The 25,328-nt window shown below is 36.6% G+C and carries 24 protein-coding genes and 1 pseudogene; 10 read left to right on the top strand and 15 right to left on the bottom strand.

The features are described from left to right. The first annotated feature begins 28 nt into the window (after window positions 1–28). On the top strand, window positions 29–478 hold the full coding sequence (locus BBA02S_RS17035; protein WP_255211763.1) for a hypothetical protein: 450 nt from the start codon (window positions 29–31) through the stop codon (window positions 476–478). Window positions 479–519: 41 nt separating this feature from the next. Here BBA02S_RS17035 and BBA02S_RS17030 read toward each other — a convergent pair whose 3' ends face one another. From BBA02S_RS17030 to BBA02S_RS17020, 4 genes are all read right to left on the bottom strand, one after another. Next, a complete protein-coding gene (locus BBA02S_RS17030) occupies window positions 520–1,143 on the bottom strand; it encodes a MerR family transcriptional regulator (RefSeq protein ID WP_041114500.1) in 624 nt (207 codons plus the stop codon). 293 nt (window positions 1,144–1,436) lie between these two features. Next, window positions 1,437–1,790, bottom strand: coding sequence for a hypothetical protein (locus BBA02S_RS17025; RefSeq protein ID WP_041114499.1), 354 nt, complete (start codon window positions 1,788–1,790; stop codon window positions 1,437–1,439). A gap of 6 nt (window positions 1,791–1,796) precedes the next feature. Next, complete coding sequence (locus tag BBA02S_RS20795) at window positions 1,797–1,943, bottom strand: hypothetical protein (protein WP_156141531.1); 147 nt, start codon at window positions 1,941–1,943, stop codon at window positions 1,797–1,799. Window positions 1,944–2,203: 260 nt separating this feature from the next. Further along, complete coding sequence (locus BBA02S_RS17020; protein ID WP_041114498.1) at window positions 2,204–2,632, bottom strand: immunoglobulin-like domain-containing protein; 429 nt, start codon at window positions 2,630–2,632, stop codon at window positions 2,204–2,206. Window positions 2,633–2,842: 210 nt separating this feature from the next. On the opposite strand from BBA02S_RS17020, the gene BBA02S_RS17015 reads away from it, so the two are divergent. Both BBA02S_RS17015 and BBA02S_RS17010 read left to right on the top strand, forming a co-directional pair. Next, a complete protein-coding gene (locus BBA02S_RS17015) occupies window positions 2,843–4,090 on the top strand; it encodes a S1 family peptidase (RefSeq protein ID WP_041114497.1) in 1,248 nt (415 codons plus the stop codon). 858 nt (window positions 4,091–4,948) lie between these two features. Continuing rightward, the gene (locus tag BBA02S_RS17010; RefSeq protein ID WP_041114496.1) at window positions 4,949–5,803 is read left to right on the top strand and encodes a tyrosine-type recombinase/integrase; all 855 of its coding nucleotides are present in this window, start codon (window positions 4,949–4,951) and stop codon (window positions 5,801–5,803) included. A 123-nt stretch (window positions 5,804–5,926) separates the two neighbouring features. On the opposite strand, the gene BBA02S_RS17005 is transcribed toward BBA02S_RS17010, so the two are convergent. The 9 genes from BBA02S_RS17005 to BBA02S_RS16965 form a co-directional block, all read right to left on the bottom strand. Next, complete coding sequence (locus BBA02S_RS17005) at window positions 5,927–6,319, bottom strand: helix-turn-helix domain-containing protein (protein ID WP_041114495.1); 393 nt, start codon at window positions 6,317–6,319, stop codon at window positions 5,927–5,929. Window positions 6,320–6,324: 5 nt separating this feature from the next. Then, window positions 6,325–6,504, bottom strand: a complete 180-nt coding sequence (locus BBA02S_RS17000; RefSeq protein WP_041114494.1) for a hypothetical protein — start codon at window positions 6,502–6,504, stop codon at window positions 6,325–6,327. 395 nt (window positions 6,505–6,899) lie between these two features. Beyond that, window positions 6,900–7,844, bottom strand: coding sequence for a spermidine synthase (locus BBA02S_RS16995; protein WP_041114493.1), 945 nt, complete (start codon window positions 7,842–7,844; stop codon window positions 6,900–6,902). A gap of 13 nt (window positions 7,845–7,857) precedes the next feature. Further along, entirely contained in the window at window positions 7,858–9,741 is a 1,884-nt protein-coding gene (locus tag BBA02S_RS16990) for a tetratricopeptide repeat protein (protein ID WP_041114492.1), read from the bottom strand. Between the two features lie 15 nt (window positions 9,742–9,756). Further along, window positions 9,757–10,977 (bottom strand): MFS transporter, encoded by a 1,221-nt coding sequence (locus BBA02S_RS16985; protein WP_041114491.1) that lies wholly within the window; start codon window positions 10,975–10,977, stop codon window positions 9,757–9,759. After that, on the bottom strand, window positions 10,970–11,524 hold the full coding sequence (locus tag BBA02S_RS16980; RefSeq protein ID WP_052477429.1) for a flavoprotein: 555 nt from the start codon (window positions 11,522–11,524) through the stop codon (window positions 10,970–10,972). The genes BBA02S_RS16985 and BBA02S_RS16980 overlap by 8 nt, the downstream gene beginning before the upstream one ends. 476 nt (window positions 11,525–12,000) lie before the next feature. Beyond that, window positions 12,001–12,813 (bottom strand): AAA family ATPase, encoded by an 813-nt coding sequence (locus BBA02S_RS16975; RefSeq protein WP_041114490.1) that lies wholly within the window; start codon window positions 12,811–12,813, stop codon window positions 12,001–12,003. After that, a complete protein-coding gene (locus BBA02S_RS16970) occupies window positions 12,806–14,254 on the bottom strand; it encodes a Mu transposase C-terminal domain-containing protein (protein ID WP_041114489.1) in 1,449 nt (482 codons plus the stop codon). Before BBA02S_RS16970 ends, BBA02S_RS16975 begins: the two co-directional genes overlap by 8 nt. Window positions 14,255–14,273: 19 nt before the next feature. After that, the gene (locus BBA02S_RS16965; protein WP_041114507.1) at window positions 14,274–14,828 is read right to left on the bottom strand and encodes a recombinase family protein; all 555 of its coding nucleotides are present in this window, start codon (window positions 14,826–14,828) and stop codon (window positions 14,274–14,276) included. A gap of 333 nt (window positions 14,829–15,161) precedes the next feature. Here BBA02S_RS16965 and BBA02S_RS16960 point away from each other — a divergent pair, with 333 nt between their 5' ends. The 7 genes from BBA02S_RS16960 (at window position 15,162) to BBA02S_RS16930 (ending at window position 23,233) form a co-directional block, all read left to right on the top strand. Next, a complete protein-coding gene (locus tag BBA02S_RS16960; protein ID WP_041114488.1) occupies window positions 15,162–15,530 on the top strand; it encodes an ArsR/SmtB family transcription factor in 369 nt (122 codons plus the stop codon). After that, window positions 15,523–17,655, top strand: coding sequence for a heavy metal translocating P-type ATPase (locus BBA02S_RS16955; RefSeq protein WP_041114487.1), 2,133 nt, complete (start codon window positions 15,523–15,525; stop codon window positions 17,653–17,655). The genes BBA02S_RS16960 and BBA02S_RS16955 overlap by 8 nt, the downstream gene beginning before the upstream one ends. A gap of 406 nt (window positions 17,656–18,061) precedes the next feature. Further along, window positions 18,062–18,760: an N-acetylmuramoyl-L-alanine amidase family protein gene (locus BBA02S_RS16950; RefSeq protein WP_041114486.1), complete on the top strand. Its 699-nt coding sequence runs from the start codon at window positions 18,062–18,064 to the stop codon at window positions 18,758–18,760. 248 nt (window positions 18,761–19,008) lie between these two features. Then, on the top strand, window positions 19,009–20,082 hold the full coding sequence (locus BBA02S_RS16945) for a GerAB/ArcD/ProY family transporter (RefSeq protein WP_041114485.1): 1,074 nt from the start codon (window positions 19,009–19,011) through the stop codon (window positions 20,080–20,082). Window positions 20,083–20,091: 9 nt separating this feature from the next. Next, on the top strand, window positions 20,092–21,639 hold the full coding sequence (locus BBA02S_RS16940; RefSeq protein ID WP_231557230.1) for a spore germination protein: 1,548 nt from the start codon (window positions 20,092–20,094) through the stop codon (window positions 21,637–21,639). Then, window positions 21,636–22,799 (top strand): Ger(x)C family spore germination protein, encoded by a 1,164-nt coding sequence (locus BBA02S_RS16935; protein ID WP_052477427.1) that lies wholly within the window; start codon window positions 21,636–21,638, stop codon window positions 22,797–22,799. Before BBA02S_RS16940 ends, BBA02S_RS16935 begins: the two co-directional genes overlap by 4 nt. 194 nt (window positions 22,800–22,993) lie before the next feature. After that, entirely contained in the window at window positions 22,994–23,233 is a 240-nt protein-coding gene (locus tag BBA02S_RS16930) for a hypothetical protein (RefSeq protein ID WP_041114484.1), read from the top strand. A gap of 234 nt (window positions 23,234–23,467) precedes the next feature. Here the strand turns inward: BBA02S_RS16930 and lepB are convergent, their stop codons facing one another. Both lepB and BBA02S_RS16920 read right to left on the bottom strand, forming a co-directional pair. Beyond that, a complete protein-coding gene (gene lepB, locus BBA02S_RS16925; RefSeq protein WP_041114483.1) occupies window positions 23,468–24,013 on the bottom strand; it encodes a signal peptidase I in 546 nt (181 codons plus the stop codon). Window positions 24,014–24,253: 240 nt separating this feature from the next. Continuing rightward, a pseudogene (locus BBA02S_RS16920) lies at window positions 24,254–25,125 on the bottom strand (DMT family transporter). Window positions 25,126–25,328: the final 203 nt, after the last annotated feature.

The raw sequence follows: 25,328 nt of genomic DNA, 5'->3' as shown, positions 1-25,328 counted from the left end.
GTGATGGGGTATGTTATTTACTAGGAGAGTGCAAACAGTCGGTCCCATCAAAGAGTTTGTAAATGCGGATAATTTCAGTCATATACGGAAAGAGATTAAAAAAATCAACAAAAAAACAGCTGCTCACGGGATTAAAGCATCTCTCACCACGCTTGCAACCGGAGCAACTGCCATTAGTATTACAAACATCCTGTATACTAATCATGCTTATGCGCAGGGGCCTGTAGAATATGTTAAAGGAAAGGCGTCAGAACGAATCGTTGAAGCATTTATGCCTCTGGTGGATATGATCCAAGCGCTGTCTTATCCGATTGCCCTGGTTATGCTCACTGCAGGTGCGCTAATGTTTATGATCAACCAAAAAGACCGAGGGATTAGCATGATCCAAAACGCATCGATTGGATACATTTTTGTACAAATGATGCCGATCTTTATGCAGCTGATTGTCGAAGTGGGAATTTCTGTAGCGGTCCCATAAACTTCAACAGTGTATGGACGGGTCAAGTTAATCCGTCTTTTTTATTTTCCCAACAAGCGGGACCAGAAGCCTTTTTTCTCTTCTTCCTTTGCGGCAGCGGCTATTTGCAACATTTCTTTTTTGGCTTCCTGAGACGCTTTCAGTGACTCCATTAAAACTTTATCGCGTTCTTCAAGGCGTTCTTTTATATAAAGATTAGTCGATTGCAACTCTTTTTGAGTTTTTTGTAATTCTAGTTTCAGTTCTTCGTTATACTTTTGTTGCTCTCGCATAAAAGTTTCCTGGGTTTCAATATGATCCAACAACCTGTTAATGACATCCTCAGAACGCATAAGAGAACGCTGATCAATAACAGCAGGAGTGTTTTCTTGTTCTTCATCATCAAGAACGGGTGGCGTTCTAGTTTCAGACGCTTCTTCTTTATATCTTGATGCAATAACCTTTGCCGCGTTCTCTAATGAAAAGTTTTCTCCTTGAACTAACTTTTGGAAGTATCTCAAGGCGACTAAGTCTTTCTCTACAAACAAGCGCCTTTGATTATCCGTTCTTGCAAATTGATACCCTTTTTCTTCGAGAGCAAGACACCATTTTCTTAAAGTGCTGCTTCCAATGTCGAGAGTCAAACTTATTTCCTTTGTGGTATATGCCTTTTCATACTCACTCATTTAATGGCCGCCTTTCTAAATCGTTCTTGCTAACGTTCTTGTGTTCTAAAGAAAAAGCATGGATGAAAATCAAGATCAACGATATGCTCAGCAAACACTCGCTTTTCTTTATTAATTATCCGTTACACAAGCGTTCTCCTTCTTTAAATGCTACAATTTATTCCTTTGTCCTGCAAGGGAGTCCGCTTACAAGAAGCTAACGTAGGTACTGCTTTATGACAGATCCGACACACGCAAAAAAGAGTCCTTTAAGGACTCTTTTCCTAACGATCGTGTCAGTAGCTGAACTTCAACTACTTCATGCGCGCTTTTTCTATCAGTTTTCGAATCTTCTCTCTAGGAATATCTACTTGATCAGATTTCGAGTATATATCTAGAAGGTACACCTCATTATTTTCAGTTATCAAATATTCGATGACTCTAAAACCACCCGATAAGCCTTTTCGGGCGCTCGTATTTCTCATCCTTTTTTTAAAGACCTTGTTTCCGTCTTTTACAACGTGCTGTACGTCTTCACCCAAATCGCCTTTAATTTCAACTTCATCAAGAAATACCTCAAAATCATCATCAATCTTCGGATATCTCTTTTTAAGTTTCTTATACCGTGCTTCGAATGCTGGAGTAGTGATAGCTGTATATTTGGACATTACTGATTACTTTTTGCGAGATTCTTTTAAGAAATCCCTAGCCGATTTTTTAGGCAGCTTTCCAGCTTGCATCATTTCTACCTCTTTTAGCGCTTTGGAAACGTGGTGATTGCTGAAGTTAGAACGGATTTTAACGATTGACTCTGTAGCCATTTCAACATCCTCCTTCTTACACATAACGACCACAACCTTTTCTCAAAAAAGTAGTAGTCAGTGTATGCATCCTTTATAAAAATTATACCAACAATCCAGAAGAGGCGCCATAGGGCAGCTGTAATTCGCCGGGAGTTAATATTTACCCGTTTGTTGCGGGAAGAAAACTTTTCCCAACATAAGATCAATTTCGTTGCATTAAAAACCCTTCAGGTTTGTGAAGTCTGAAGGGTTCTTAATTGGTTCTGGCTATTTATTCTTTACTCTACAACTTCAAAAGGAGCAGCAAGTCCCTCATGAACGGCGCGATATTCACCCGGAGTAAGTTCATACTCTAATTCATCTATGTGAATATCAAATGTATGTGACTTGCCTGGAGGAAGATACCTTAACACCTCTGAGAAGGCTGGCTCCTTGTAAGGAAATTCGTACCAAGTTCCGTCTACATTTTTTTCTAGAAAAATACCGTGACTACTTTTAACTTTGGAATCACTTTCATTTTTGTTAACAACCGTAATTTTATCGGTAGAAGTAGTGTACTCATTTTTATTAGCTGATAATGTAACACCGTCCTTCTCGCTAGGCATCTCTTGAATTTCCGCTTTTTTAGTTAAATTTTCACCTTGATTCTGACATCCAGCTAATATTAAAAAGAAAAGTGCAATACAAGGAATCAATTTACTCTTCATATCATTCACTCCTAAAAAATTATTTTTTAAATCAAAAGTAATATGTTTCTCTTTAAAGATATCATAATAACCATTACTAAAAAATAAACAGAAATACCCTTAAATGTCTTTAAATATAATTTTTTCCTTAAATTCATTACTATAGTAATGGTTTATATGTTAGAATTGTAAATTATTGTATATATAACTAGATTTAGGAAGGGGATATGAATGAAAAAAGTAGCTGCTTTAACATTTGCACTTAGTCTAACATTCATAGGTCTTGGTACTACTAATGCCTATGCTAAACAAACGGAGGAGCAACTGGCTGAAAAGCAAAGTAAGTTGATTGAAAAGTTTGACAAAGAATTATCTAAAATGAACTTAGATTATGAAAGTTTGCAAGACATCGGTGGAGTATATTTTGATGAAGATGTTATGACAATTCAAATCGATGAGACACCTACTAAAGGTCAACAAGTCATGTCTAAACAAGACCAACAAAGATTAGAAAAACTGAAAAAAATAAGTGAGAAAATCGCAGAAACTTCTCCAAATGAATTTGAAGTAAAAACAGTTTCAAAAAGTTATTCTGAATTAGTAGAATTACAAAAACAGATTGGAAATCAAGCCGAGACAATGGGATTAGACAATTTCGTGATTGATTTGAGTACAAAGCAAAGTAAATTAATATTGAGAATTGCCGACTTATCCAACGAAGATAAACAGACTCTACATAGTATGTATGGTTCAGATTTAAAGATCGAGATTGATAAAAATACTGAGAAGGAACACAAGAGCAAAAATGAGGGTTATAAATCTAGAAAATCCGATTGGAATTCTCAGGGAGCAGGAATCGGTATTGGTACGAGTGCAGGTTCTTGTTCAACCGCAGGAGTCGCTATAAAAGGCTCAAATTTATGGGTAATGACTGCCGGACATTGTAATGATGGCTCTAATAACATGTTTTATCAATGGGGTAGCAGATTTGGTACTACTCATCTAGATGCTACGGCCAGTGACTATGACTTTCTTTTGGTAAAAGAAAATGGTTCTACTTTGAAAAGATACGCTTCGAACGGCTTGTATGGAACTATAGGAGACACTTCTACCGGTTATGACGGACAATTGACAGGCTCTTTCTTTCAAGCAGAAGGACTTAGAGTTTGTAAAGTTGGTATAACAACTAATAGAACATGTGGCGTAGTGGATGTGGCTAGAAGACAAGCTAGGTTTGGAACAGGTTTAGTAACATCTGTCGTTAAGGGAGATGGATCAGCTTTATCTGCTGAGGGAGATAGTGGTGGTGCTTGGTTCACTCGAAGTCAACCATTTCGCTTAGTAGGTATTCATCAAGGCGGTAATAAGAAGCTATCCAATGATTATTCTAGCGTTTCTTATTTCACACCTTGGGGAGAAGTTGCTGAAAAATATGGCCTTCAATTATATAGGTCATCAACTCCAACTGCAATGAATTAGTAAGATATTATATTCCTGAATGAAACATAAAGGGTATTTTGTCGTATTGAAAACGCTCCAGATTTCAAAATCTGGGGCGTTTTTTGTTTATTATTCTTTGCTATTTATTTCTTTAATAAGTTCATCCAGATACCATTTATCCATTTCATTTACTAAATCTTTAAGAGTCCCAGGTTCGTTTACACTTTGCATAACCAACAACTCGCCGTTTTCAGTATCAGTGAGGTACCATGTGTCAATCAGATAACCGTCTGGCAGTTTCTCTGCGCTAATTCCTCCTGTTTTATAAGAAACATGGGTAATATTTCGTTTTTCAAGGTCTAGTGGAATCTTAATTTCCTCTTTATTAACTTCTTCAATATCTATTCTAGAGAAAAGCTGTTCAGGAGAAAGCTGCTGTTGAGTTAACGTAGGTTCCTTTAGAGGCTGTGATTGCCTTAAGTCAGCTTTCAGCGCTGCTGTTTTTTATTTTCAGCAGCATAGGAATTCAAGTGATAGGCTCCAAAGGAAGCCACTCCAGTAAAGATTGCTGCACCAATCACAGAGGAGATTAATTTTTTATTCAATATTTAAATAATCTTTTCTTTTCTTTTATTTATTAATTCCTTTTATTCCACTCATTACCTATACTGCTAATCTTCATCTCTTATTAAAAGCACCAATATAACTATCCATCTTTATCTCTCGTACAATCTCCTACAGTAAAGTAAGAAACAAACTTCAAATAACATTTCAACATAACATAAACTATGTTGAAAACATGGTAGTGATGGTGGTACAATAACAACGACAATTCAACATAGTTTAAGAAATCGTACATATATTTAATTCAACATAGTTTATGGAGAGGTGAATGAAATGTTAAAGGCATTTGAATATTATCTGATCGAAGATGGAAAAAGCGAGAATACTGTTAAAAGTTACATGCAATCAGTGAGCTGCTTTCTTCGGTGGTTTGAGGAATCGAAGGACATGGAATTTCGCCGGCTTCACCAAGAAAATATCAGAGAGTACATTTCCTATCTAAAAGCAACCAAACAATCCAAGCCTAAAACCATTAACACGAAATTGAACGCGCTGGTAAAATTCAACGAATTTCTAGTAGAACATGGATTTCAGCCGGACATGGTAGTAACCAAGAAGGATTTCGTGAAGGTGCAGCAGCAGTATGCTTCTTTAGCTAAAGTGGAGTACAAGGATGTGGAGATGTTCCGCCAGCTGGTACTTGAGAGCGGCAGCAAGCGAAATTATGCGATTGTTACCTTACTTTCCTATGCTGGCTTGCGGATCAGTGAAGCACTGGCTCTAAAGATGAATGAGTTTAACCTTACTTCCCGCGAATTGATTGTGCAGGATGGGAAGGGAGAAAAAATGCGTGTTGTCTTTATTAGCGATCGAGTAAAATCCGCTCTGCAGGAATGGTTAAAGGAGCGGCAAGAAAAAGGGATCGACAATGAGCACCTGTTTGTCAGCAATCGCAATAAGCCATTGAATCGGACCACAATTAATAAGATCTTTAACGAGTTGTCCCGAAAGGTAGGTAAAGAAATCACTCCACATGATTTACGTCACTTTTTCTGTTCTCACGCCATCAGTAAAGGATTAAGCGTACATGAGGTAGCCAATCAAGCTGGACATTCCAATATTCACACCACGCTTTTATATACTAATCCAACCAAGGATGAGCTCGTAGAAAAGATGAACAAATTATAGGGAAAGTTGGGTTTATTCCTATTAGTTTCTTTATTACCGTACCAATACATCGAAAAAGGTGTTGTTACATATATCATGGTGGCTTATCTCTTATATTCGAAGAGCTTTTTTCGAAAAAACTAATCAAGGGTTGCTGTTTTTACTCTGATCATCTAACCATTTGAAAAATGCATCTCGTTTAACTCGTTTTAATCTATTAATACAAAGTATCGGGAAATCCTTGCGATTCATCACTTCATAAGCAACCTGTTTACTTACACTTAATATATCCATCACTTCCTTAACAGTCAGAAGAACAGGATAACCTTCGGTACCTGTTTTTTCTTCTTCACGTTTCTCTTTATCATAGAGATGGTAAGCAATGTAACCCTCCCCAGTCAACTGACTACTGGTCGAACACCTAGGACATATTAAAGTTGATTGTTTATCTCTACTAACAGATAGACGAGAAACAACAGCAAACAACGTTTCGCATTCCCCGCATTGATATGAATAAACGCCTTCTCTTTTGATCATCCTTGTCACCCAGGATTAATCGTTACCAGAATCTTTTTTTGCTCTTCATAATCTTCGAGGAGTTTAGGGTTTTCTTCTAACTCTTTCCTAAGAAAATCGCCGATCACATCATACATCATTTCCTTACGCTTCTCGAATTCGGGTCCTATATGAACCACTACCTTCATGTCTTTCTTGTGTTTCATATTACCTCTCTCCTTTACAGTTTCCAAAACCACATTAAATACCCATTAGTCAGTTTAAATAGCTTGTTCTGCCGATCCTATAGATGGCGATTCAGCAAACAGAGCAACCATCAATTGGTTGCCCGTTTATTTATGCAAAATTTATTGTCTTGTAAATTCAGATGGTACATACCCTTCAACGCCATCTACTCTAATTTTGTCTGTTATGATACCAGCGTCAACCATGGTGAATTCTGTTCCTTTTTGAATGAACATCGCTTTCCCGTTTAATATCATCTCTTGAAGGGGTCCAGCCGACAAAACGCGAATATTATACGTTAAGAACTATTTTTAGAAAATAAAAGCCCTGAATTTTTTACGGCAAGTAAAAAATTCAGGGCTTTGTTTAAAAGGACTTATCTTATTGATGGCCACACTTTCTCTTTAATATCTTTTTCATCATATTGTTTAACAGCTAGCCATGGCTCAATTAGTACCTTTAAGTCCTCTTGATATACAGTAGAATCCGTAGTAATTTTGTTAATTTGATTATTTGAAGATAAAGTTAGTATATTCATTTCCCACTCATTTGGAGAAGGAATTAAAATACTGTGATTAAAAGCCTCTTCGATTTTGTTATAGGAATTTCTAAAATCCTGTGAGTGTTCTCCAGTTAAGCGCCCATGTAGGTTTGAAATAAGGATTCCATCCGGCATTAATATCCGGTTAATTTCTTTATAAAATTTGGCAGAATCAAGATGTGCAGGCACTTTGTTTCCATCATAAGCGTCTAAGGCTACAAGATCATAGCTTGTGCTATCTGTTTTTTTAACAAATTCAAAAGCATCTAAAATATGAACATCTATGTTGCTGTCTAAACTGAAATTAAAATATTTTTTTGCTACATGATATACTTCTTCGTCTATTTCAACTACGTCAATTTTCAGATCGGGGAAAAAACTTCTAAATGCTTTAACCAAGTAACCAGTTCCTAACCCTATACATAGTATTCGTTTAATCTGTCTGTTTAAAAAGATAGGCCCAAGTAAAAAACTGTTTAAATAAGGTGTAGAAGTTCCTTCTTTCTTTTTCAGTATTCCTGATTGAAATGATGTAAGAAACCGTAAATTTCTCTGTTCCTCATTCTCAGATACATAAATTGTTGAGTATGCGGATTTCTTCTTAAAAAGGATATTTTCCCCAAAAAAATCCATAGTCCATTTCATTATTAAATTTTCAATCTCATCCTGTATGAATTCTTTACAAGACGAACAGATACTTTCTTCTATAATACTGTCTCCTATGTTAATTTTTAAAGTCTGATCAGCATAGCAGTAGCATTTAACACATGGTAATAGCATATTATCATCTCCATTAAAGAATCATCATAGGGAAAGGCTCTAGAAGAATAACAGGCCCATCTTCTAAAAATCTATTAGGATTTGTTTTAAATATTTGTGAACTTTTGTGGAGTGCAAGGAATTCTTGACTGACTAATTCTTGTAGCCGTTCAATTTCCTTGTTATCATTTTTTGAATCTCCAGATAGCATATAGCATAATAAAATAGATTGATAATGTTTGTTGGAAATTGGTTTACCTAATAATTTTTTTAGTTGTAAAGATTCTTTATAAAAATTCATTGATTCCTGATATTGATTCATCAAGAAATAAGCATAGCCTAATTTTCGAGATACAATCTCCTGATGAAAGGTATCTTTAAAATCCCCGCAAATAATATAAGATTTTTTTAGGGATTCTATTGCCTGATTGTATTTACCTAAACAAAGAAGCAAATTACCTTCAAAGTAAAAATATTCTTTCTTGAATATTTCAGGAGCGTTCGAAATATCCGCCTTCAGGTCTTTCCATTCTTCTAACGCATCCACGTTATTTCCTTTATAAAAGTTAAGATAAGAGGCATTGGCTTTTAAGTTCCCTAATAATCGCTCTGCTGATATTGGATTTCCTATTTCATCCATTATGTCACTATCAGGAGTGTGATTCTTATATGGTTGAACAAACTCCATCGCTCTGGTAACGTGTTCCATCGCCTTTTTAAAGTCTTTTTCTATTGAATATGAAACAAAGGCAATATAGTTATACAGCCATCCTTTTTCGTAAAGGGTACGAAAATCTTTGCTTTGACCTGCTAGATTTAGTCCTTTTTGTATATACGTTTTAGCTTCATCAATTTTTTTAAGTCTTTTACCATATATAGTGGCGATTAAGTGACATGCCTTAACCTGTTCACCAATTGAATCTGTATGCATTTTCATATTAAGGAAAGAGTTAATTGCATTACTGAAATCATCCATAAATACCTGGGCGATTCCTACATGCCTCCAAACTTCATAACAAAGCCTTTGTTGCTGCTTGGTATCAAATTGATTTAAGTTATTAAGAATGATATCTCCAAGAAATAATACATTTTCAAGATTAAACAAAAGCAACGAATGATGAAGTTTTTCTAAAACATCATTATATTTGGCGTTACCTGCAATTAGACAATTGACACAAGTGCTAATATTATCTTTTAAATTATCATTTGATACTAAATAATGTTTGCTTTCATCATTATCCGTATTAATTCCACCCCTAATAAATACGGGATCAACTTTTTTCTTCAGCCTTGTTAATAATTCCGTGATTTCAATACCGTTGTCTAATTTATTGGTATTGCTTAGTACTTGATAATCTTTTACATTTAAGACAAAGATAAGATTTTGGAGCTTTAAATTATTTAGTAAGTGATTTATACAATAAATTGATAAACGGTCTGAATTTTGAAAATCCTCTAATAAAATCACAACAGGTCTATCTTCAGCCAATTTTTTGAGTATACTAGAGATAAAGTGGATCAAGCGAAAACCCCATTGGATTTCTCTATTTAGTCTTACCTCAGACCATCCCCAAGAGATACTAAAGATGTCTGGGGAATTTTCGTTAGCTTTTGGAAATAAGGTTTGTAATTCATACTTGTAATCTTTAATCCAGTCCCACTTTAACCATGTGGAACTATTCTCCAATAAAAAATCCCTAAATGGTTTCAATAAAGACCGGTTCATCCGATTTAATTTCGAATGAAAAACAAACCCCGTTCCTGAACAGACATTAAATATGCCAGTTGTTAATTCCTCAAAGTTTGCTACACCCTCAATCCAAAAACATTTCGAGTCAGAAGGGTTATTTGACATAGATTCAAAACAACGAAAAATATCGTTAGTGTAATTACTTTTTGTATATACATTTTGGATCATGAGATAAACTCCTTTTTATATCTTCCGTAATGGTGAAAAGAAAGCAAGCAAGCCTGCAAGAATAACTGAACAACCAGCAACAAGATAGGTAGGTAAACTTCCCATACCTTGAATTGAAAGGCCACCTATTAAACCAGCAAGTGGAATTGATAGGTAGGAAATTGATGTAAGAGAACCCTCAACTCTACCATAAAGCTCATTTTCAATACTTTCTTGTTTATACGTATTAAGAATAATACTTAAAGTTGTAATGCTTCCTCCCCAAAGGCCAAAGCCAATTGCTGTGCTAATCCAATGGGGGAATACTGCAACTATTAAAGCTCCAACTCCTCCACCTAGGATGGGGAGAAAACTAATAATATAACCTCTTTTGAAGTTATTAATTAATGGTTCAACTACTAAGCTGCCGAGCATTCCAAAAATGCCTATAGAAGCAAATACAACACCTGTGTAGGTTGCATTGACATTTAAAATATCTCTTAGATAATAGACTAGCGTGGACATCACTAATGCAATCCCAAAATTAGACAAAATGCTTATACAAGCAATGATACGGAGATCCCAACGATTCCATAAATATAAAAATCCCTTTTTAATATCGTCCCATATCTTTTCAGCATTTTGTCCCTCATTGTTTCGGGGAATTTGGCCAATCAAGAATAGGCATATAACCATCATCAGGTATGCGAAACTATTAATCAGCAAAGAATTATATACTCCCACTAGACCAATCAATGCTCCACCTAATAACGGTCCAACAGTTCTTGAAAGATTCTCAATGAATTGAATCCGGGCATTTGCTTTGGTCAGTATCTCTTTTGGTACAATTTGTGGAATGACTGCTTGTAAAGGAACATCTATAAAAAAAGACAATGTCGAAGCAAGAAAAGCAACAATATAAACCATCGGAGTGACTAAAACATCCATCCAAAACATAACTGGAATGCTAAGCACAAAAATAATTCTTATTAAATCAGCAAAAATCATCAGTTTTCTTCTGTCAATTCGATCGATAAGAACACCACCAAAAGGAAGCAAAAGTACAAACGGCAGCATCTCAACTGCAAAAACTGTTCCCATGATTACCGAGGATCCTGACAAGTTGTAAGCAACCCATGGTAAGGCCAAAGTATATATATTAGTACCAATTCTAGAGAATAAAAGACCCAATAATATTAGATGAAATTTTGCATCAAGCTGTAAATTTACATTTTTTTTCGCAATTAATTCAGGCATGCAAAATCATCCCTTCTAGTTGTGTTACTAACTCTTTGGGTGATGGCATTGCTCCCTTAATTTTCTTTTTGGTCGATAATTGTACACCTTCTCCTTCTGGCTCAATAAATATATAACCGTCTTCTTTAAGAGCTTTAATGTTTCTTTGAACTGCCCGGCGATTGTACATATGTCCATTTGTATTAGGAACTATAATAACCGGGCAAGCAGCAGCCATTGCAGCCGTTGACAATAAATCATCAGCAATCCCATTAGCAATTTTTCCAATTATATTTGCCGTAGCAGGAAGGATAATTAAAATGTCAGCCCAATTAGGTAAATGAACATGTGGGATTTTGAAATCAGAGTTAGAATCAAACATGTTTTCAAATAAATGTCCGTCAATAAAATATTTTAGACTATCCGGATTAACTATCTTTTTTGCACTTTCTGTCATAATTAAGTTTATTGAACAATTAAAAGTGTTTTGTATTTCAGTTAGGTAACTATGTATCTCTACGGCTCCAATGGAGCCTGATATTCCAACTAAAATTTTCTTATAATCCACCTTAATTCCCCCTCAAATCGAAATAAAAGGTTTGGATTTTCTCCAAACCTTTTATTCTTACTATTTATTATTTACGCTTTGTACCAGGTGCACACACATAAACATTACGCTCTTCGAATCTCATTATGTATTCACCTCCCATTAAAGGAAATACTTGCAATTTAACTTTATTATATGAATAGTCAGAAATCAATTTAATCAATGTAAATATAAGGAAAATAAATATATTTAACTATAAATTCCTCACTCTTTATGCCTTAAGTCCTAATAAAATGTCTTAGCTTTTATAAATTATAATCCCTATAAACGACCGTTTTTGGTTATAAAAGAGAGCTGCTCTAAAAAACCTGTCACTTTAGGAGTTATTTTGCACCTATTTCAATCGTTATCTTGCACTATAAGTAAATATAAAAAAGCCCAATTTCTCAGCATTAAAATTGAGAAATTGGGCTTTTATCGTTACTCTGGTTTAATATTTACTTGATTCCGATTACTAAACTGTCTCGTGCGGCTTCAACAACTTCCGTTGTTATTGTTTCAAGCTTATTAATTTCGAGTATTCTTTCAATTTGAGTGAATAGTCTCTGTATGAGCCTAAAGTTCCCTCCAGTAATCTTTATTATGCTGGTTATTGCTTCATAATCGGAAAAGTCTTCAAGCTTTATAGAAAGTCCTAACTCTTCCCATTTATACTCTAGAATATGATGAGTTTCATCTTTACTTAGTTTATCAAATTCATGAGCAAATCCAATTCTAGAGTAGAGTTGAGGATATCGAGCTAATCGCTTCTCAATGCCAGGCATTCCAATTAATATCATTGCCAAGTCATTTCGATCATAGATATCTCTAAGCTGTTCTAAATTTTGCACTTTTAGTCTGTCTATTTCATCAACAATAATCAAGTCAATACCTTCATAAGCGTTAGTGGTGTAATCTTCTTCTTCTCCTTTAGTGAGTACTTTATACATAGTTCTTACCATATTCATTCTGTATTCAATAAGATTAATCTGTTCAGTCATTTTAGTCGCTCGTACTGCTGGAGCTGTATAAAAAATTGTTCTAGCTTCAAGTATCTTTTCATCTGCATCTAGGCCAATATTTTTTGCTGTTTTATAAGCTATTTGTTTTTCGATGGAATCCCAATTCGAATAGTACCTTGAAGACAATGTTTTTCCTACACCCGGTAATCCATAACAAATACCTATATATTTGTATCTAATACATGCATCACAGAACTCGGCAAACCTCTTATATTCTTTTGTTTCAATAAATTTTTGCCCTTTATTCATTGAAATACCTCTTTAGTTTCGGCTTTTTAGAATTAGGTTCATTCGTTTTATTCCCTAGCTCGTGTTGCTTTGATAAGACAATTTCTTCTGCAACTGTTTTTCCAGAATCAAGTTGTTTTTTTAGATTTCTCCGTACTTTATTTCGTGCTGAAACAATTTCTTTTAAATCTACTGTATAATCTGAAATCTCAGGGGAAATAGCAGTACATAGATATTTATCTTGATAAAACACTCGAATCTCCGCAATGTCTCTAGGATCATAACGAATAATGACTGTTTCACCAACGTATGCAGCTAGGTTTGTATCTAAATATCTCAATCCTTGAAAATGAATACCATCAGAATGAACCTTCCTTGGTTTTGCTACATTTAGCAATAATAAATCAAGACATTCCAAACTCTCAGGCATATTGGGAAGAAATCCAGAATTATTCCACGCCTGTATCGGTTCTTTTTTTGTTGTACCATGAACCCTATGATGGTAATTATATATGATGAAATTCAATAATTTTTCATCTAATTCCTTTAGGGTAAGAAGTGGAGTAGTAGTCTGATTCCCCAAGTATCCAGACAAATCTTGTAAAAACAATTGATTAACAGTTAAAAAGAATCTTTCTATTTTCCCTCGTCCTCTTGGAACACCAATTGCGGAAAAGACTAGATTAATTTTTAAATCAATTGCTACTTGCTCCAAATGGTTGGACGTAAAATCACTTCCATGGTCTGTATAAAAAATTTCTGGTATACCGCATATTTGCCAATCAGGATTATTTTTCCTCCATATTGCTTGATGTAAGACCAATGATGTGTTTATGGCAGAGGGATTTTGAAAAGTTAAGAAATACCCAGCAATTGCACGACTGTAATCATCTAAAATAATTGTTAGCCAAGGTCTTTCAGGTTTTCCTTTTTCATTTAAAACTATAATATCTAATGGAGTGTGATCAGCTTGCCAAATCTCATTGGGATAGCTTGATTCTCGTCGGTGAATTAAATCATATTGATTGTCATATGCTTTTTGACCATCATGCGCTAACTTTTTCAAGCTTGGCGAAAGGGATTGCGATACCTTATAAACTTGATAATAACTCGGTTGTTGCCAGCCTTTTTTCTGACATTGCTCACAAATCATTCGATGAATAGACGTTAGTGAATTCCTTCTGTACTTCAAAATCAGTCGCTCAATTGCCACAACTACTTCTGATTCTAAATGTATTTTGCCATCATCACTTCTTGTTTTTCGAATTAAACCTTTTAATCCGAATTTTTTATAATCTTGAATCCAGTATTGTAGGGTTCTTTTGGCAATGCCAGTTTCTTCTGTAATGGCCGTTAATCTTTTTTCGTTGATAAGATAAGGCGCAATAATTTTATACTTTACTACTGCTGCTTGCCGCTGTTCTTCTGAAAAAGCTGTTAATGGAGGTTGTTCATTTTGCATAGATATCAACCTTTCCGATTTATTGTTTTTCTAAATAGCGATAAATCGTAGTGCGAGACACACCCCACTTTTCCGCAACATCTTTAATCGGTGTGCCACTTTCAATTAAAGCTTTCATCATTTCAATATCTTTTGAACCATACTTTTCCGGGCGTCCACCTAGACGCCCACGTGCTTTTGCGGCTGCTCGTCCAGCAGCAGAGCGCTCCTCAATCAAATTACGTTCAAATTCCGCAAACGCTGCAAACAAGTGAAACATTAATTGCCCCGTTGCATTGCTTTTGTCCATTGTTAAGTTTTCTTGCAGGCTATGAAAGCCAATACCTCTCTCATTTAAGTTGTTCACTATTTGAATTAAATCTTGCATATTGCGACCTAGTCGATCCAATCGCCAAACGACAATTGTATCGCCTTTACGTGCATACTTAAGAGCTTCTTCTAAACCGGGACGTTGTTTTTTTGTTCCACTCATTTTATCGTGAAAAATTTTTGTACAACCATGTTGCGTTAAAGCATCTGATTGCAAATCCAAATTTTGTAATCCTGTTGACACACGTGCATATCCAATTAACACCAAAATCACTCTTTCCTCATTTTACCTTTGATTTCATTGTAACATAAGATGTTAAATATATGGTTAATGAACATAGATTAATGAACGGAGTTTTATTACATTCCAAACGGTAAAAAACGCCCCTTATAAATTAAAAAGGAGCGTGTTCAGAAAAGGACGAGTTTTGTTACAAGGGAATAAGAGGAATTCTATTCTAAATTAAATCAGTGTTCAAAATTTTTTATAAAGATACAGTTCATTTTTATCTTTCATTCAATTATTCACTTGAATATTGGTGAATAAAAAGGGTATACTATATTCAAGTAAATAATTGAATGAGAACGGAGAGAGAAAATGATCAAGAAAGATACTTGTGAGATTTATTGTTATGACGAAGAAAAGGTCAATCGAATACAAAACGATTTACAAACAGTTGATATTGTTAGTGTTACCCAAATTTTAAAATCTATCGCTGATGAAAATAGAGCGAAAATTACCTATGCTTTGTGTCAAGATGAAGAATTATGTGTATGTGATATAGCAAATATTATCGGTTCAACAGTTGCAAATGCTTCTAACCACTTACGAAAACTTCATAAGCAAGGAGTTGTGAAGTTTAGAAAAGAAGGAAAACTCGCGTTTTATTCGTTAGATGATGAAAATATCAAGCAGATAATGATGATTGCATTAGCACATAAAAAAGAGGTGAAGGTCAATGTCTGAGCAGCAATCAAAATTATCTGAACAAGAAATGAAAACATATCGTGTTCAAGGATTCACTTGTACAAACTGTGCATCCATTTTTGAAAATAATGTTAAAGAACTCCCTGGAGTTCAGGATGCGAAAGTAAACTTTGGAGCATCTAAAGTTTATGTTAAAGGAAATACAACGATTGAAGAACTAGAAAAAGCAGGAGCATTTGAAAATTTAAAAATTCGGAATGAAAAAGAACAGAGAGTAGAACGTGAACCTTTCTGGAAGCAAAAAGAAAACATTAAAGTATATATTTCAGCGTTATTACTTGTGATTAGTTGGTTTTTAGGGGAGCAATACGGAGAAGAGCATATTCTTCCGACAACTGGTTATGCAGCATCCATTTTAATTGGTGGATATTCGCTATTTATTAAAGGTCTTAAAAATTTAAGCAGATTAAATTTCGATATGAATACGTTGATGACTATTGCCATTCTAGGAGCTGCAGTAATTGGTGAATGGGGTGAAGGAGCAACCGTTGTTATTCTCTTTGCTGTCAGTGAAGCCTTAGAGCGTTATTCAATGGATAAAGCTCGCCAATCCATTGAATCATTGATGGATATTGCTCCAAAAGAAGCGTTAATTCGCCGTGGAAATGCAGAAATGACGGTTCATGTTGAAGATATTAAAGTTGGCGATATTATGATTGTAAAGCCTGGTCAAAAATTGGCGATGGATGGAACTGTAATTAAAGGTACATCTACGTTAAATCAAGCTGCCATTACAGGGGAAAGTGTTCCAGTAAATAAAACAGTTGATGATGAAGTCTTTGCAGGAACTTTAAATGAAGAAGGGTTGCTTGAAGTTAAAGTAACAAAACGAGTGGAAGATACCACTCTTTCAAAAATCATTCATCTGGTCGAAGAAGCTCAAGCAGAACGAGCACCCTCTCAAGCGTTCGTTGATAAATTTGCGAAATACTATACACCAGCTATTATCATCTTGGCTCTTTTAATCGCTGTTGTTCCGCCATTGCTATTTGGTGGTGATTGGAGTGAATGGATTTATCAAGGTTTAGCTGTATTAGTGGTTGGCTGTCCGTGTGCTTTAGTTGTTTCAACGCCAGTGGCTGTTGTTACTGCAATAGGAAATGCTGCAAAAAATGGTGTTTTAATTAAAGGTGGTATTCATTTAGAACAAGCAGGAGCCCTTAAAGCCATTGCTTTTGATAAAACAGGAACATTAACAAAAGGTATTCCTGCTGTAACAGACATCGTAACGTATAGTGGGAATGAAAATGAATTGATGACTATAACAGCAGCCATTGAAAAAGGTTCGCAACATCCACTTGCTTCAGCGATTATACGAAAAGCAGAAGAAAATGAATTAAATTTTAATGGTGTGACGATTGAAGAATTCCAATCTATTACTGGTAAAGGCGTAAAAGCCAAAGTAAATAATGTTATGTATTATGTAGGAAGTCCAAATTTGTTTGAAGAATTGCATCAATCGATTGAAAGTGATAGAAAACAAAAGATTACTGAAATGCAAACCCAAGGAAAAACTGTAATGGTGTTAGGAACCGAAGAAGAAATCCTTTCATTAATTGCCGTAGCAGATGAAATGAGAGAATCTTCAAAAGAAGTGATCAGTAAATTGAACAATATAGGAATTGAAACAGTGATGCTGACAGGCGATAACAAACGAACTGCCACAGCCATTGGAAAACAAGTCGGTGTTTCTGATATTAAAGCTGATTTATTACCAGAAGATAAGCTGAATTTCATTAAAAAACTTCGTTCAAAGCATCAAAATGTAGCAATGGTTGGGGATGGCGTGAATGATGCGCCAGCGCTTGCGGCTTCCACGGTTGGTGTGGCGATGGGTGGTGCTGGGACTGATACAGCACTAGAAACAGCTGATATTGCCTTAATGTCTGATGATTTAAGTAAATTGCCATATACCATCAAATTGAGCCGTAAGGCTTTAGTGATCATCAAGCAAAACATTACCTTCTCTTTAGCGATTAAATTAGTCGCATTATTGTTGGTTATGCCTGGTTGGTTAACGCTATGGATAGCGATATTTGCCGATATGGGAGCAACATTACTTGTAACACTAAACAGTTTAAGGTTATTGAAAGTTAAAGAATAAAAATTTAAATCTGAACTAAGCACCTTTTGTGGAATAAGGCGAATTGAAACTTTATTTTAAAATTAAATGCTTAATTATTAACTCCATTTTGATCAATCTTTTTTCAAAATGGGGTTTTTGTATTTGTTGATAAATAAGGTTTAATGACATTTTTTAATCAATCTTTATTACAAAACTACACCCTTTTCATAAATTGATGTGCAAAATAACACTTGAAATATACGCAAATTATCGGTCAAAGTTACACATATGGTCTCGCATTTGGAAAATTTCTTAGCTTTAAAATAAATCATCTGATTCAATGAAATGTAATGCCTATCATCACCTATTTTTATATGTACCTCAGACGAATTCCTATACCTCCGTTACTCTTCGATCATATTGTATTTGTACGAGGTGGTGTAAAATGTTTAAATTATATTTAGATCCTGGTCACGGGGGAGTGGACCCAGGAGCTATTGGCAATGGGATGCAGGAAAAAGAAATTACCTTAAATATTTCCCATAGCATCCGAAATCTCTTGGAAAACCATTATGAAGGCCTGCAAATTAAAATGAGTAGAACAGCAGATATTACGCGCAGCTTGAAAGAACGTACAGATGATGCGAATGCTTGGGGTGCAGATTATTTTCTATCCATCCACGTTAATGCATTTAACGGTTCAGCTCATGGGTATGAAGATTATATTCATAACAGTTTGTCTGATTCATCGAGAACAGCGTTAATTCGGGACATTATGCATGAAGAAATTGTCAAAGTAAATAACTTGCATAACCGTGGTAAAAAAAAGGCCAATTTCCATGTACTGCGAGAAACCAGAATGCCCGCTTTATTAACGGAAAACGGATTTATTGATCATGCAAGCGATGCCCAAAAATTAAGAGACCCGAATTGGCGGCAAGCGGTCGCTCAAGGTCATGTTAATGGTTTAGCACGCGCGTTTAATTTGAAGAGAAAATCGACTAATCTGAAAAGCAATATGGCTATTAAACGTGTAATTGTTGACGGTGTGCAAGTAGGTGCTTACGCAGAAGAAGAAAATGTGTTGAGAACTGTACAACGCAACCTGAGAACAGCACAAAGGATTATTATTGAAAATGTGTAGTTTCGTTGGGATAACGGTTGCTTGACTGCAAGCACGTTAAAGTTTTATCAAAATGGATAACTAGGCTGGATGAACAAAATATACGCTAAGCCTTTGATGTGACGGGCTTAGCATTTTTTTCTTGCTCTAAGTTGGTCCGGCCGATATAAGCCAGGACTAGCTTAATATCAGATGAATAGAACGAAGTTGTTGAGGGAATTATAGCTCATGATGTTTCTATTTCCAATTGTTGAATTTGAGGTGAGTTTTTGCCTAAGATTACTCCTATTCAGTCATACATGATTATTATGCTTTCGGTTGGATTAATGAACCACGTGATTATTATCCCTTTACTACTCGAAGCATCAAAGCGAGATGCCTGGCTCGTAGTGCTTCTTGTTTTTGTCGCTTCACCTGTCTGGATTGGTTGCTTGAACTACATCATTCAAAACATGAACAATCAACACATTAAAAAGTGGCTAGATCAGCACTTTGGAAAGTTTTTATCTGCAATCTTAGTGATTATTTATAGTTTGTTATTATGGCTCATGGGCTTTATTTCCTTAAAAGATACTCTAACATGGACAATCGCATCTTACTTGCCGCAAACACCGATACTAGTTCTTGCGGGAACCACACTTGTTGCCTGCTTCTTTGCTGCTTTTCAAGGACTCCGTACAATTGCAATTGTGAGCGGAATATTGTTGCCATTTGTTGTTATTCTAGGTCATCTTGTGGCGATTGCCAATTTTCAGTTTAAAGATTATACCCTGCTTTTTCCTTTGTTAGAAAACGGGACAGCTCCATTATGGAAAGGTGTTCCTTACGTTGCCGGGGGATTGCTGGAGTTGTCTTTCTTGATGTTGCTGATTCAGCACAAATTAACAAAAAAACCAGGATTTAAAAGCTTGATGTTGATGTGCTTCATCCTTACAGGACTTACGTTAGGACCATTGATGGGATCGATTGCGATATTTGGCCCTGATGAAGCGGCTAACCAGAGATACCCAGCTTACGCTCAATGGAGAATCGTTAGACTGGGAGAATATGTGGAGCATGTCGATTTTTTTTCGATTTACCAGTGGCTATCCGGTACATTCATTCGTGTGTCCCTTTCTATCTATCTCTTGGGAGAATTGTGGAATTTACAAAAACGCAGTTGGTTACCCGTGTTATTTGGCGCATTGGCCATGCTTGTTGCCATTTTGCTGCCGATGAGCGACATGGCTTTTCTAGACTTGTTAGGAAGGTTTTATTTTCCTTCATTTTGTATCTTTACAGTAGGGACCTTGATCCTGTATGTTGGTCGAATGATCATCTCAAGAATTCGCCAAAAGGAGTGACTAGCTAGGATGAATAAACTATTCCGACGAATGAAAAGATTATTTGGAAATCAGGGGGCAGAAAGCAAGAGGCCATCGCCTAATACAGAGGCAACAGTCTTGCAACCACTTAATGAACAATCACTCATCCAACACTTTAAAATGTGTCAAGATGTTAAGCACCATGTTTACAAATTAAACCCTGATGATGAACAATCGAGAATCCTATTGCTTTATTGTGAGGGGTTAAGTGACAACCAAACATTCATTCATGAAACTGTGCTTCCTCATTTGACCCGATTTTATGAAAACAATGGTTTTCATCATCAGGAGGAAATAGTCGAGTCGAGCCAACTACAATTAGAGTTCGTTACTCTTGAGGAGTGGGAGCAAACGGCCGAAACGGATATTTTTGAAGGCAAACTGCTTTTGTTTATTCCGACCCTACGCTCCTTATTCTCCCTCGATATCTCAAAAAAACCAGCGCGAAATCCGGAAGAATCCAGTATTGAGGTCTCGGTACGTGGACCAAAGGATGGATTTGTGGAAGAATTTGGAGTCAATGTGGCGTTAATTCGGAAACGAATCAAATCAACCAGTATGGTTTATGAAACGAAAAAAGTAGGCGTTCGCACGAAAACAACCGTTGCGATTCTATACATGCGTGACATTGTTGATCCTAAGATTGTTCAAGATGTAAAGAATAAATTAGATGATCTTCACATGGACGGAGCGTTTAGCGCCACTCAGCTAGAAGAATTAATGGAACCGACAAAAGCATTATTTCCTTTGATGGGGTATACAGGCAGACCAGACTTTACCGTGAACTGTATGCTAAATGGCCGTGTAGCGTTGATTGTGGATGGTACACCAGCTGCGTTGATTGCGCCTGCCAATTTATTTTTGCTTGTGAAAGCACCCGAAGATATCCACTTTACTGCTTTGTCAGCTACATTTGGTCAAACGCTTCGTTTACTTGGTTTGTCCGTATCGCTACTGCTTCCTGCATTTTTTGTTGCCATTCTTTCCTATCATCAAGATCAGCTGCCCTATTATCTGCTTGCCACTTTGGGGATTAACCGGTTGGGAATCCCTTTTGATGTGGCAACTGAAATGTTTATTGCACTTATCTTCTTAGAAATCCTGCGGGAAGCTGGTACCCGACTCCCTTCTGCGGTCGGCAGCACGGTAACGGTTGTAGGAGGACTTATCCTGGGGGATGCAGCCATTCGTGCTGGATTCTTATCCCCAGGTATCGTTGTCGTCGGAGCAATTACACAAATCTTTGGTTCAACTATATCGAGCCTATCATTGGCTGGAACAATTAGTATCTTACGCTTTTTTCTTTTCATTCTGTCTGCCATGCTTGGCATTTATGGCTTCTTTCTTGGATTATTTATTGTGCTCAGCCATTTAGCCTCATTGCGTTCATGCGGCTTGCCTTACTTGGCCCCAATATCACCTCCATTTAAAGACTTGGCCAACGCTTTGTTTCGATTACCTTGGCCATGGCGAAACACTCGACCGGACATGTTGAAGACACGAGATTCTACAAGGCAAGGGGACAGGCATAAATGAGGAGATATAAAAGTATGGTTGCACTTTTCCTTCTTCTCACCCTTACCGGTTGCTGGAGCAGATATGAAGTGCAAAACATGAACTATGCTACGGCTGTTGGAATAGACTATGTCGATGGTCAATACACCTTATATGTGCAATTGCTTGATTTCTCGACAGTGGCCAAGCTGGAGGGACAGCAAAAAGCGGAGCAGCCCCCGGTTTGGGTGGGCAAAGGCGAAGGTTCCTCGTTTACGGAGGCGGTAAATGATTTGTACAGTACATCACAACAACGCTTAAACTTTGGACAAATCTCTGCCATTTTGTTCAGCGAGAGATTGATGAAGGAAAACAAAGTCGGAGAAGTGCTGGAATTGATCAATCGTTATCGTGAAATAAGGTACTTGGCCTGGCTGTTTAGCACAAGAGAGCCTCTTGAAGAAATCTTGCTGGCAACCCCATTTTTTAGATTATCGCCAAATGCATCCATTCTTCACAAGCCCGAGCAAAATTTCAGACAGCGTTCTATCCTTGCTCCGGTCAGACTGCAACAATTTATACTGGACTCACACGAAAAGGCAAGAACTAGTTATATACCGGAATTATCGCTTCGCAAAGGTCAATGGCAGGAAAGTAATAAACCAAAAGAGCTTCTTAGGTATTCAGGCATCCAAGTATATGAACTAGACAATTATTATGCACGAATGGATCTTAAGGATCTGTCGGGAATGCCCTGGCTAAGTACTCACACGATCCGAGTACCTCTTGATTTGTTTGCCGAAGAAAAGCTTGCGGCTGTTCTTGTCGCAGAAAAACCCAAATATGAAGTGACTCCTATTGTGAAATTGAACAAGGCGTATTTCGATATTTCAGTAAAAGTGAAGGCAGGGATCAATGAATTGCATACGGACCTTACCGAAAAGGAACTCACACAAATGGCTCAGGAAAAAATAGAGGAGCAAATCCGCAAAACGTATCAAACTGCTTTTAAAGAGGGTATAGATATTTACAATTTGGGCGAATCTTTGTATCGCAAACATCCACATCAATGGAAGAGCATTGCCACAGGAAAACAGCAACTCGTTTTAAACCAAGATTCCCTGCGCCATGTAAAGGTTGAGGTGAATATTGTTTACCCTGGAAGATATAAATTACATGAACATGGTGAATCCACCTCGTGATTCTGGCAAGTGAAATTATTAACTCACCTTGCTTCTTCTGCTTAGCGTTGGGGAAGCAAGGTTTTTGTTTCCAAAAAAATAGTTTAACGTTGTAAATCCGCATTTTCCTGACGGAACCCCATCGAGAAAAATTAAAAGACGCCAAAGCTGTTTGGCTCACTCCCTTATTAAATATAGAGCATGTATATAAGGGGTTGTTAACTATTACTCAGCAATCAATCATTTTCATAGGAGACAACGACCATCATTATAATCAAGAGTATTTAAATTCTCTAGCTGAAAAAGCCAATATAGAAATCGCTGCATATGAACAAGTAGATCATCAGTTAAATCATCAGCAGGGCGCTTTGGCATCCATAGCGATTCTGGAATCGATTACTTTAAAGGTCAAGGAATTTATCCTTCAGTCTAATCATGGAGAAGAGAGACTTTAAAGATTTCAGAAGCAAAAAAAGGGGCTTCTTTCACTAATTTAGGTTCTTTTTTATCCTTGCCTGGCTGGTGAGAAACAACAGGTCACCTCCAGTAATGATAAATGGGGGTCATTTTCATGAAGGATTATAATATTGAGATTGCTCGACATTTTCAAGCTATTAGCCCAGGTTCCCTTTCTATCGCCAGAGACATGAGAAAACCAGACTGAACGGCCAGCCTGGTTTTCTTGCAGCTTATTTATTTACAAGGCCCATATCACTGGCTGGCCAAAACACCAGATTGGCCTTTCCGACGATATCCTTCATCTTGATCGTTCCGATATGCCGGCTGTCGGTACTATTGCGTCTGTTGTCCCCCAGTACAAACACCTCTCCTTCAGGCACCCTTTCCACCCCGGTAATGTCTTTCAGAGTAAAGCTGCCTGTGACTGGGCCCAGCTCCTCTTGTGTGTTGGCTGCCAGATAGGGCTCTTTGTAATGCTTTCCGTTTATGTATAGCTTGTCGTTTTTATATTCGATCTTATCCCCGGGCAAGCCGATGACACGCTTAATATAGTCACTATCCTCCGTGGCATGGAAAACAATAATATCAAAACGCTGGACATCTCCTATTTTATTCACGATCATACAATCGCCGTTGTTCAATGTCGGATTCATTGAGGCTCCGTCTACTATAACCGGGTTAAATACAAATATACGCAAAACTGTCACTAGACTGATAGCAATAATAAAGGCCTTGGCCCATTGAAAGAGCTCTCTTCTGCTGCTTCTATTTTTCAAGTATGACACCACCTGTTTTGTGCTTTACTTATTATATCATTTAAATGGAGGGAAACGAGAAATCAGCCTTTACTGCCCCGCTTGACAGAAGGAACATGCGAGTTTGCTGGCAATTGAAACTAGAAGGGGTTGAAAGACAGCTGCTATTAAATAAAAATCACCTGCAGTTTGCCGAGAAAAAAAGAATAAAAATAAAGAAAGTACGCCTCTATATAAAATAGAAACGCACTTTATCAGATATTATTCGTCTTTAATGACTATAAAAACACCACTAAAAATTAAAATTGTGCCTATCCAAAATGAAGCTCCAATTGTTTCCCCTAGCAATAGCCAACCCAAAAAGGTTCCGACAATGGGCTGGAAGAAAAAGAACAACCCCCCGCTCGAAGCATTCATCAATTGCAGACCTTTGTTCCACAAGAAAAAACCGCCAGCAGTTGATATCATACCTAAGTATAATAACCCGCCTGAAATTTCAGGCTGCAAAACACTAGATAAATCTAGATGATTTAATCTTGGGAGTACCACTGGTGTCAATAATATTACGGCAACCACAGATGAATAAGTAGTAATAACAATTTGTGAATATTGGGTGGGAACCTTTTTGATTAAAACGGACATGAATGCCCAAGTTAAAGCAGCAAGTAATAAATAAAAACCGCCTAATTTTTGGGTAACATCAATTTGCCCGCTTCCGACAATCATGCCAACTCCAATTGTTGCAAGTACAATGGAAAGACATTTTTTATCGTTATTTTTTCTTTCAAAATTAAACGTGCAAATAGGACCATAAAAGCAGGCGTAGTGGAAGTAAGAATAGCGCCCATTTGAGCGGTAGAAAGCATTGTACCCATTTCCTGTGTGACAATGGATATTGTATTACCAAATAGACCGACAAGGAAAATAATTAGCCAATCCTTTTTAGCGATACGCCATGATTGTTTCATGCAAACGCCAATCATGGCTAGTGTCATTACAGCGATTACATAACGCATCCAAACAAGCTCCAAAGGCGGGACAACTTCAACAACTACTTTTACCACAACATACACCGCGCCCCAAATACTCGCAGCGAGGGATAAAAATACGGCGCCTACTATTTTATTATTCATGTTTTTTCCTCCGTTTATGATAGAAATCTATATCCTTAACGGAGAAAAACTCTTCTACCGTTAAGGAAGAAGAATGGTTGGTACATCATTTTCAAACAATGGAGAAAACATCATGAAAATACACTCCAATTAAATTAAGTCTTTACTAAACTATAATTTAAATACAATAGGATGAAAAGGGTAATGGAGTTAGTATAGTTTCA

The sequence above is a fragment of the Bacillus badius NBRC 15713 genome, from assembly GCF_001591605.1.
GTDB lineage: Bacteria > Bacillota > Bacilli > Bacillales > Domibacillaceae > Pseudobacillus > Pseudobacillus badius.
This window is presented reverse-complemented; position numbering and strand designations above follow the sequence as displayed.

Coding starts and splice junctions, on each gene's coding strand:
- BBA02S_RS17030 (WP_041114500.1), bottom strand. CDS start 1,143: ATGAGTGAGTATGAAAAGGCATATACCACAAAGGAAATAAGTTTGACT.
- BBA02S_RS17025 (WP_041114499.1), bottom strand. CDS start 1,790: ATGTCCAAATATACAGCTATCACTACTCCAGCATTCGAAGCACGGTAT.
- BBA02S_RS20795 (WP_156141531.1), bottom strand. CDS start 1,943: ATGGCTACAGAGTCAATCGTTAAAATCCGTTCTAACTTCAGCAATCAC.
- BBA02S_RS17020 (WP_041114498.1), bottom strand. CDS start 2,632: ATGAAGAGTAAATTGATTCCTTGTATTGCACTTTTCTTTTTAATATTA.
- BBA02S_RS17015 (WP_041114497.1), top strand. CDS start 2,843: ATGAAAAAAGTAGCTGCTTTAACATTTGCACTTAGTCTAACATTCATA.
- BBA02S_RS17010 (WP_041114496.1), top strand. CDS start 4,949: ATGTTAAAGGCATTTGAATATTATCTGATCGAAGATGGAAAAAGCGAG.
- BBA02S_RS17005 (WP_041114495.1), bottom strand. CDS start 6,319: ATGATCAAAAGAGAAGGCGTTTATTCATATCAATGCGGGGAATGCGAA.
- BBA02S_RS17000 (WP_041114494.1), bottom strand. CDS start 6,504: ATGAAACACAAGAAAGACATGAAGGTAGTGGTTCATATAGGACCCGAA.
- BBA02S_RS16995 (WP_041114493.1), bottom strand. CDS start 7,844: ATGCTATTACCATGTGTTAAATGCTACTGCTATGCTGATCAGACTTTA.
- BBA02S_RS16990 (WP_041114492.1), bottom strand. CDS start 9,741: ATGATCCAAAATGTATATACAAAAAGTAATTACACTAACGATATTTTT.
- BBA02S_RS16985 (WP_041114491.1), bottom strand. CDS start 10,977: ATGCCTGAATTAATTGCGAAAAAAAATGTAAATTTACAGCTTGATGCA.
- BBA02S_RS16975 (WP_041114490.1), bottom strand. CDS start 12,813: ATGAATAAAGGGCAAAAATTTATTGAAACAAAAGAATATAAGAGGTTT.
- BBA02S_RS16970 (WP_041114489.1), bottom strand. CDS start 14,254: ATGCAAAATGAACAACCTCCATTAACAGCTTTTTCAGAAGAACAGCGG.
- BBA02S_RS16960 (WP_041114488.1), top strand. CDS start 15,162: ATGATCAAGAAAGATACTTGTGAGATTTATTGTTATGACGAAGAAAAG.
- BBA02S_RS16955 (WP_041114487.1), top strand. CDS start 15,523: ATGTCTGAGCAGCAATCAAAATTATCTGAACAAGAAATGAAAACATAT.
- BBA02S_RS16950 (WP_041114486.1), top strand. CDS start 18,062: ATGTTTAAATTATATTTAGATCCTGGTCACGGGGGAGTGGACCCAGGA.
- BBA02S_RS16940 (WP_231557230.1), top strand. CDS start 20,092: ATGAATAAACTATTCCGACGAATGAAAAGATTATTTGGAAATCAGGGG.
- BBA02S_RS16935 (WP_052477427.1), top strand. CDS start 21,636: ATGAGGAGATATAAAAGTATGGTTGCACTTTTCCTTCTTCTCACCCTT.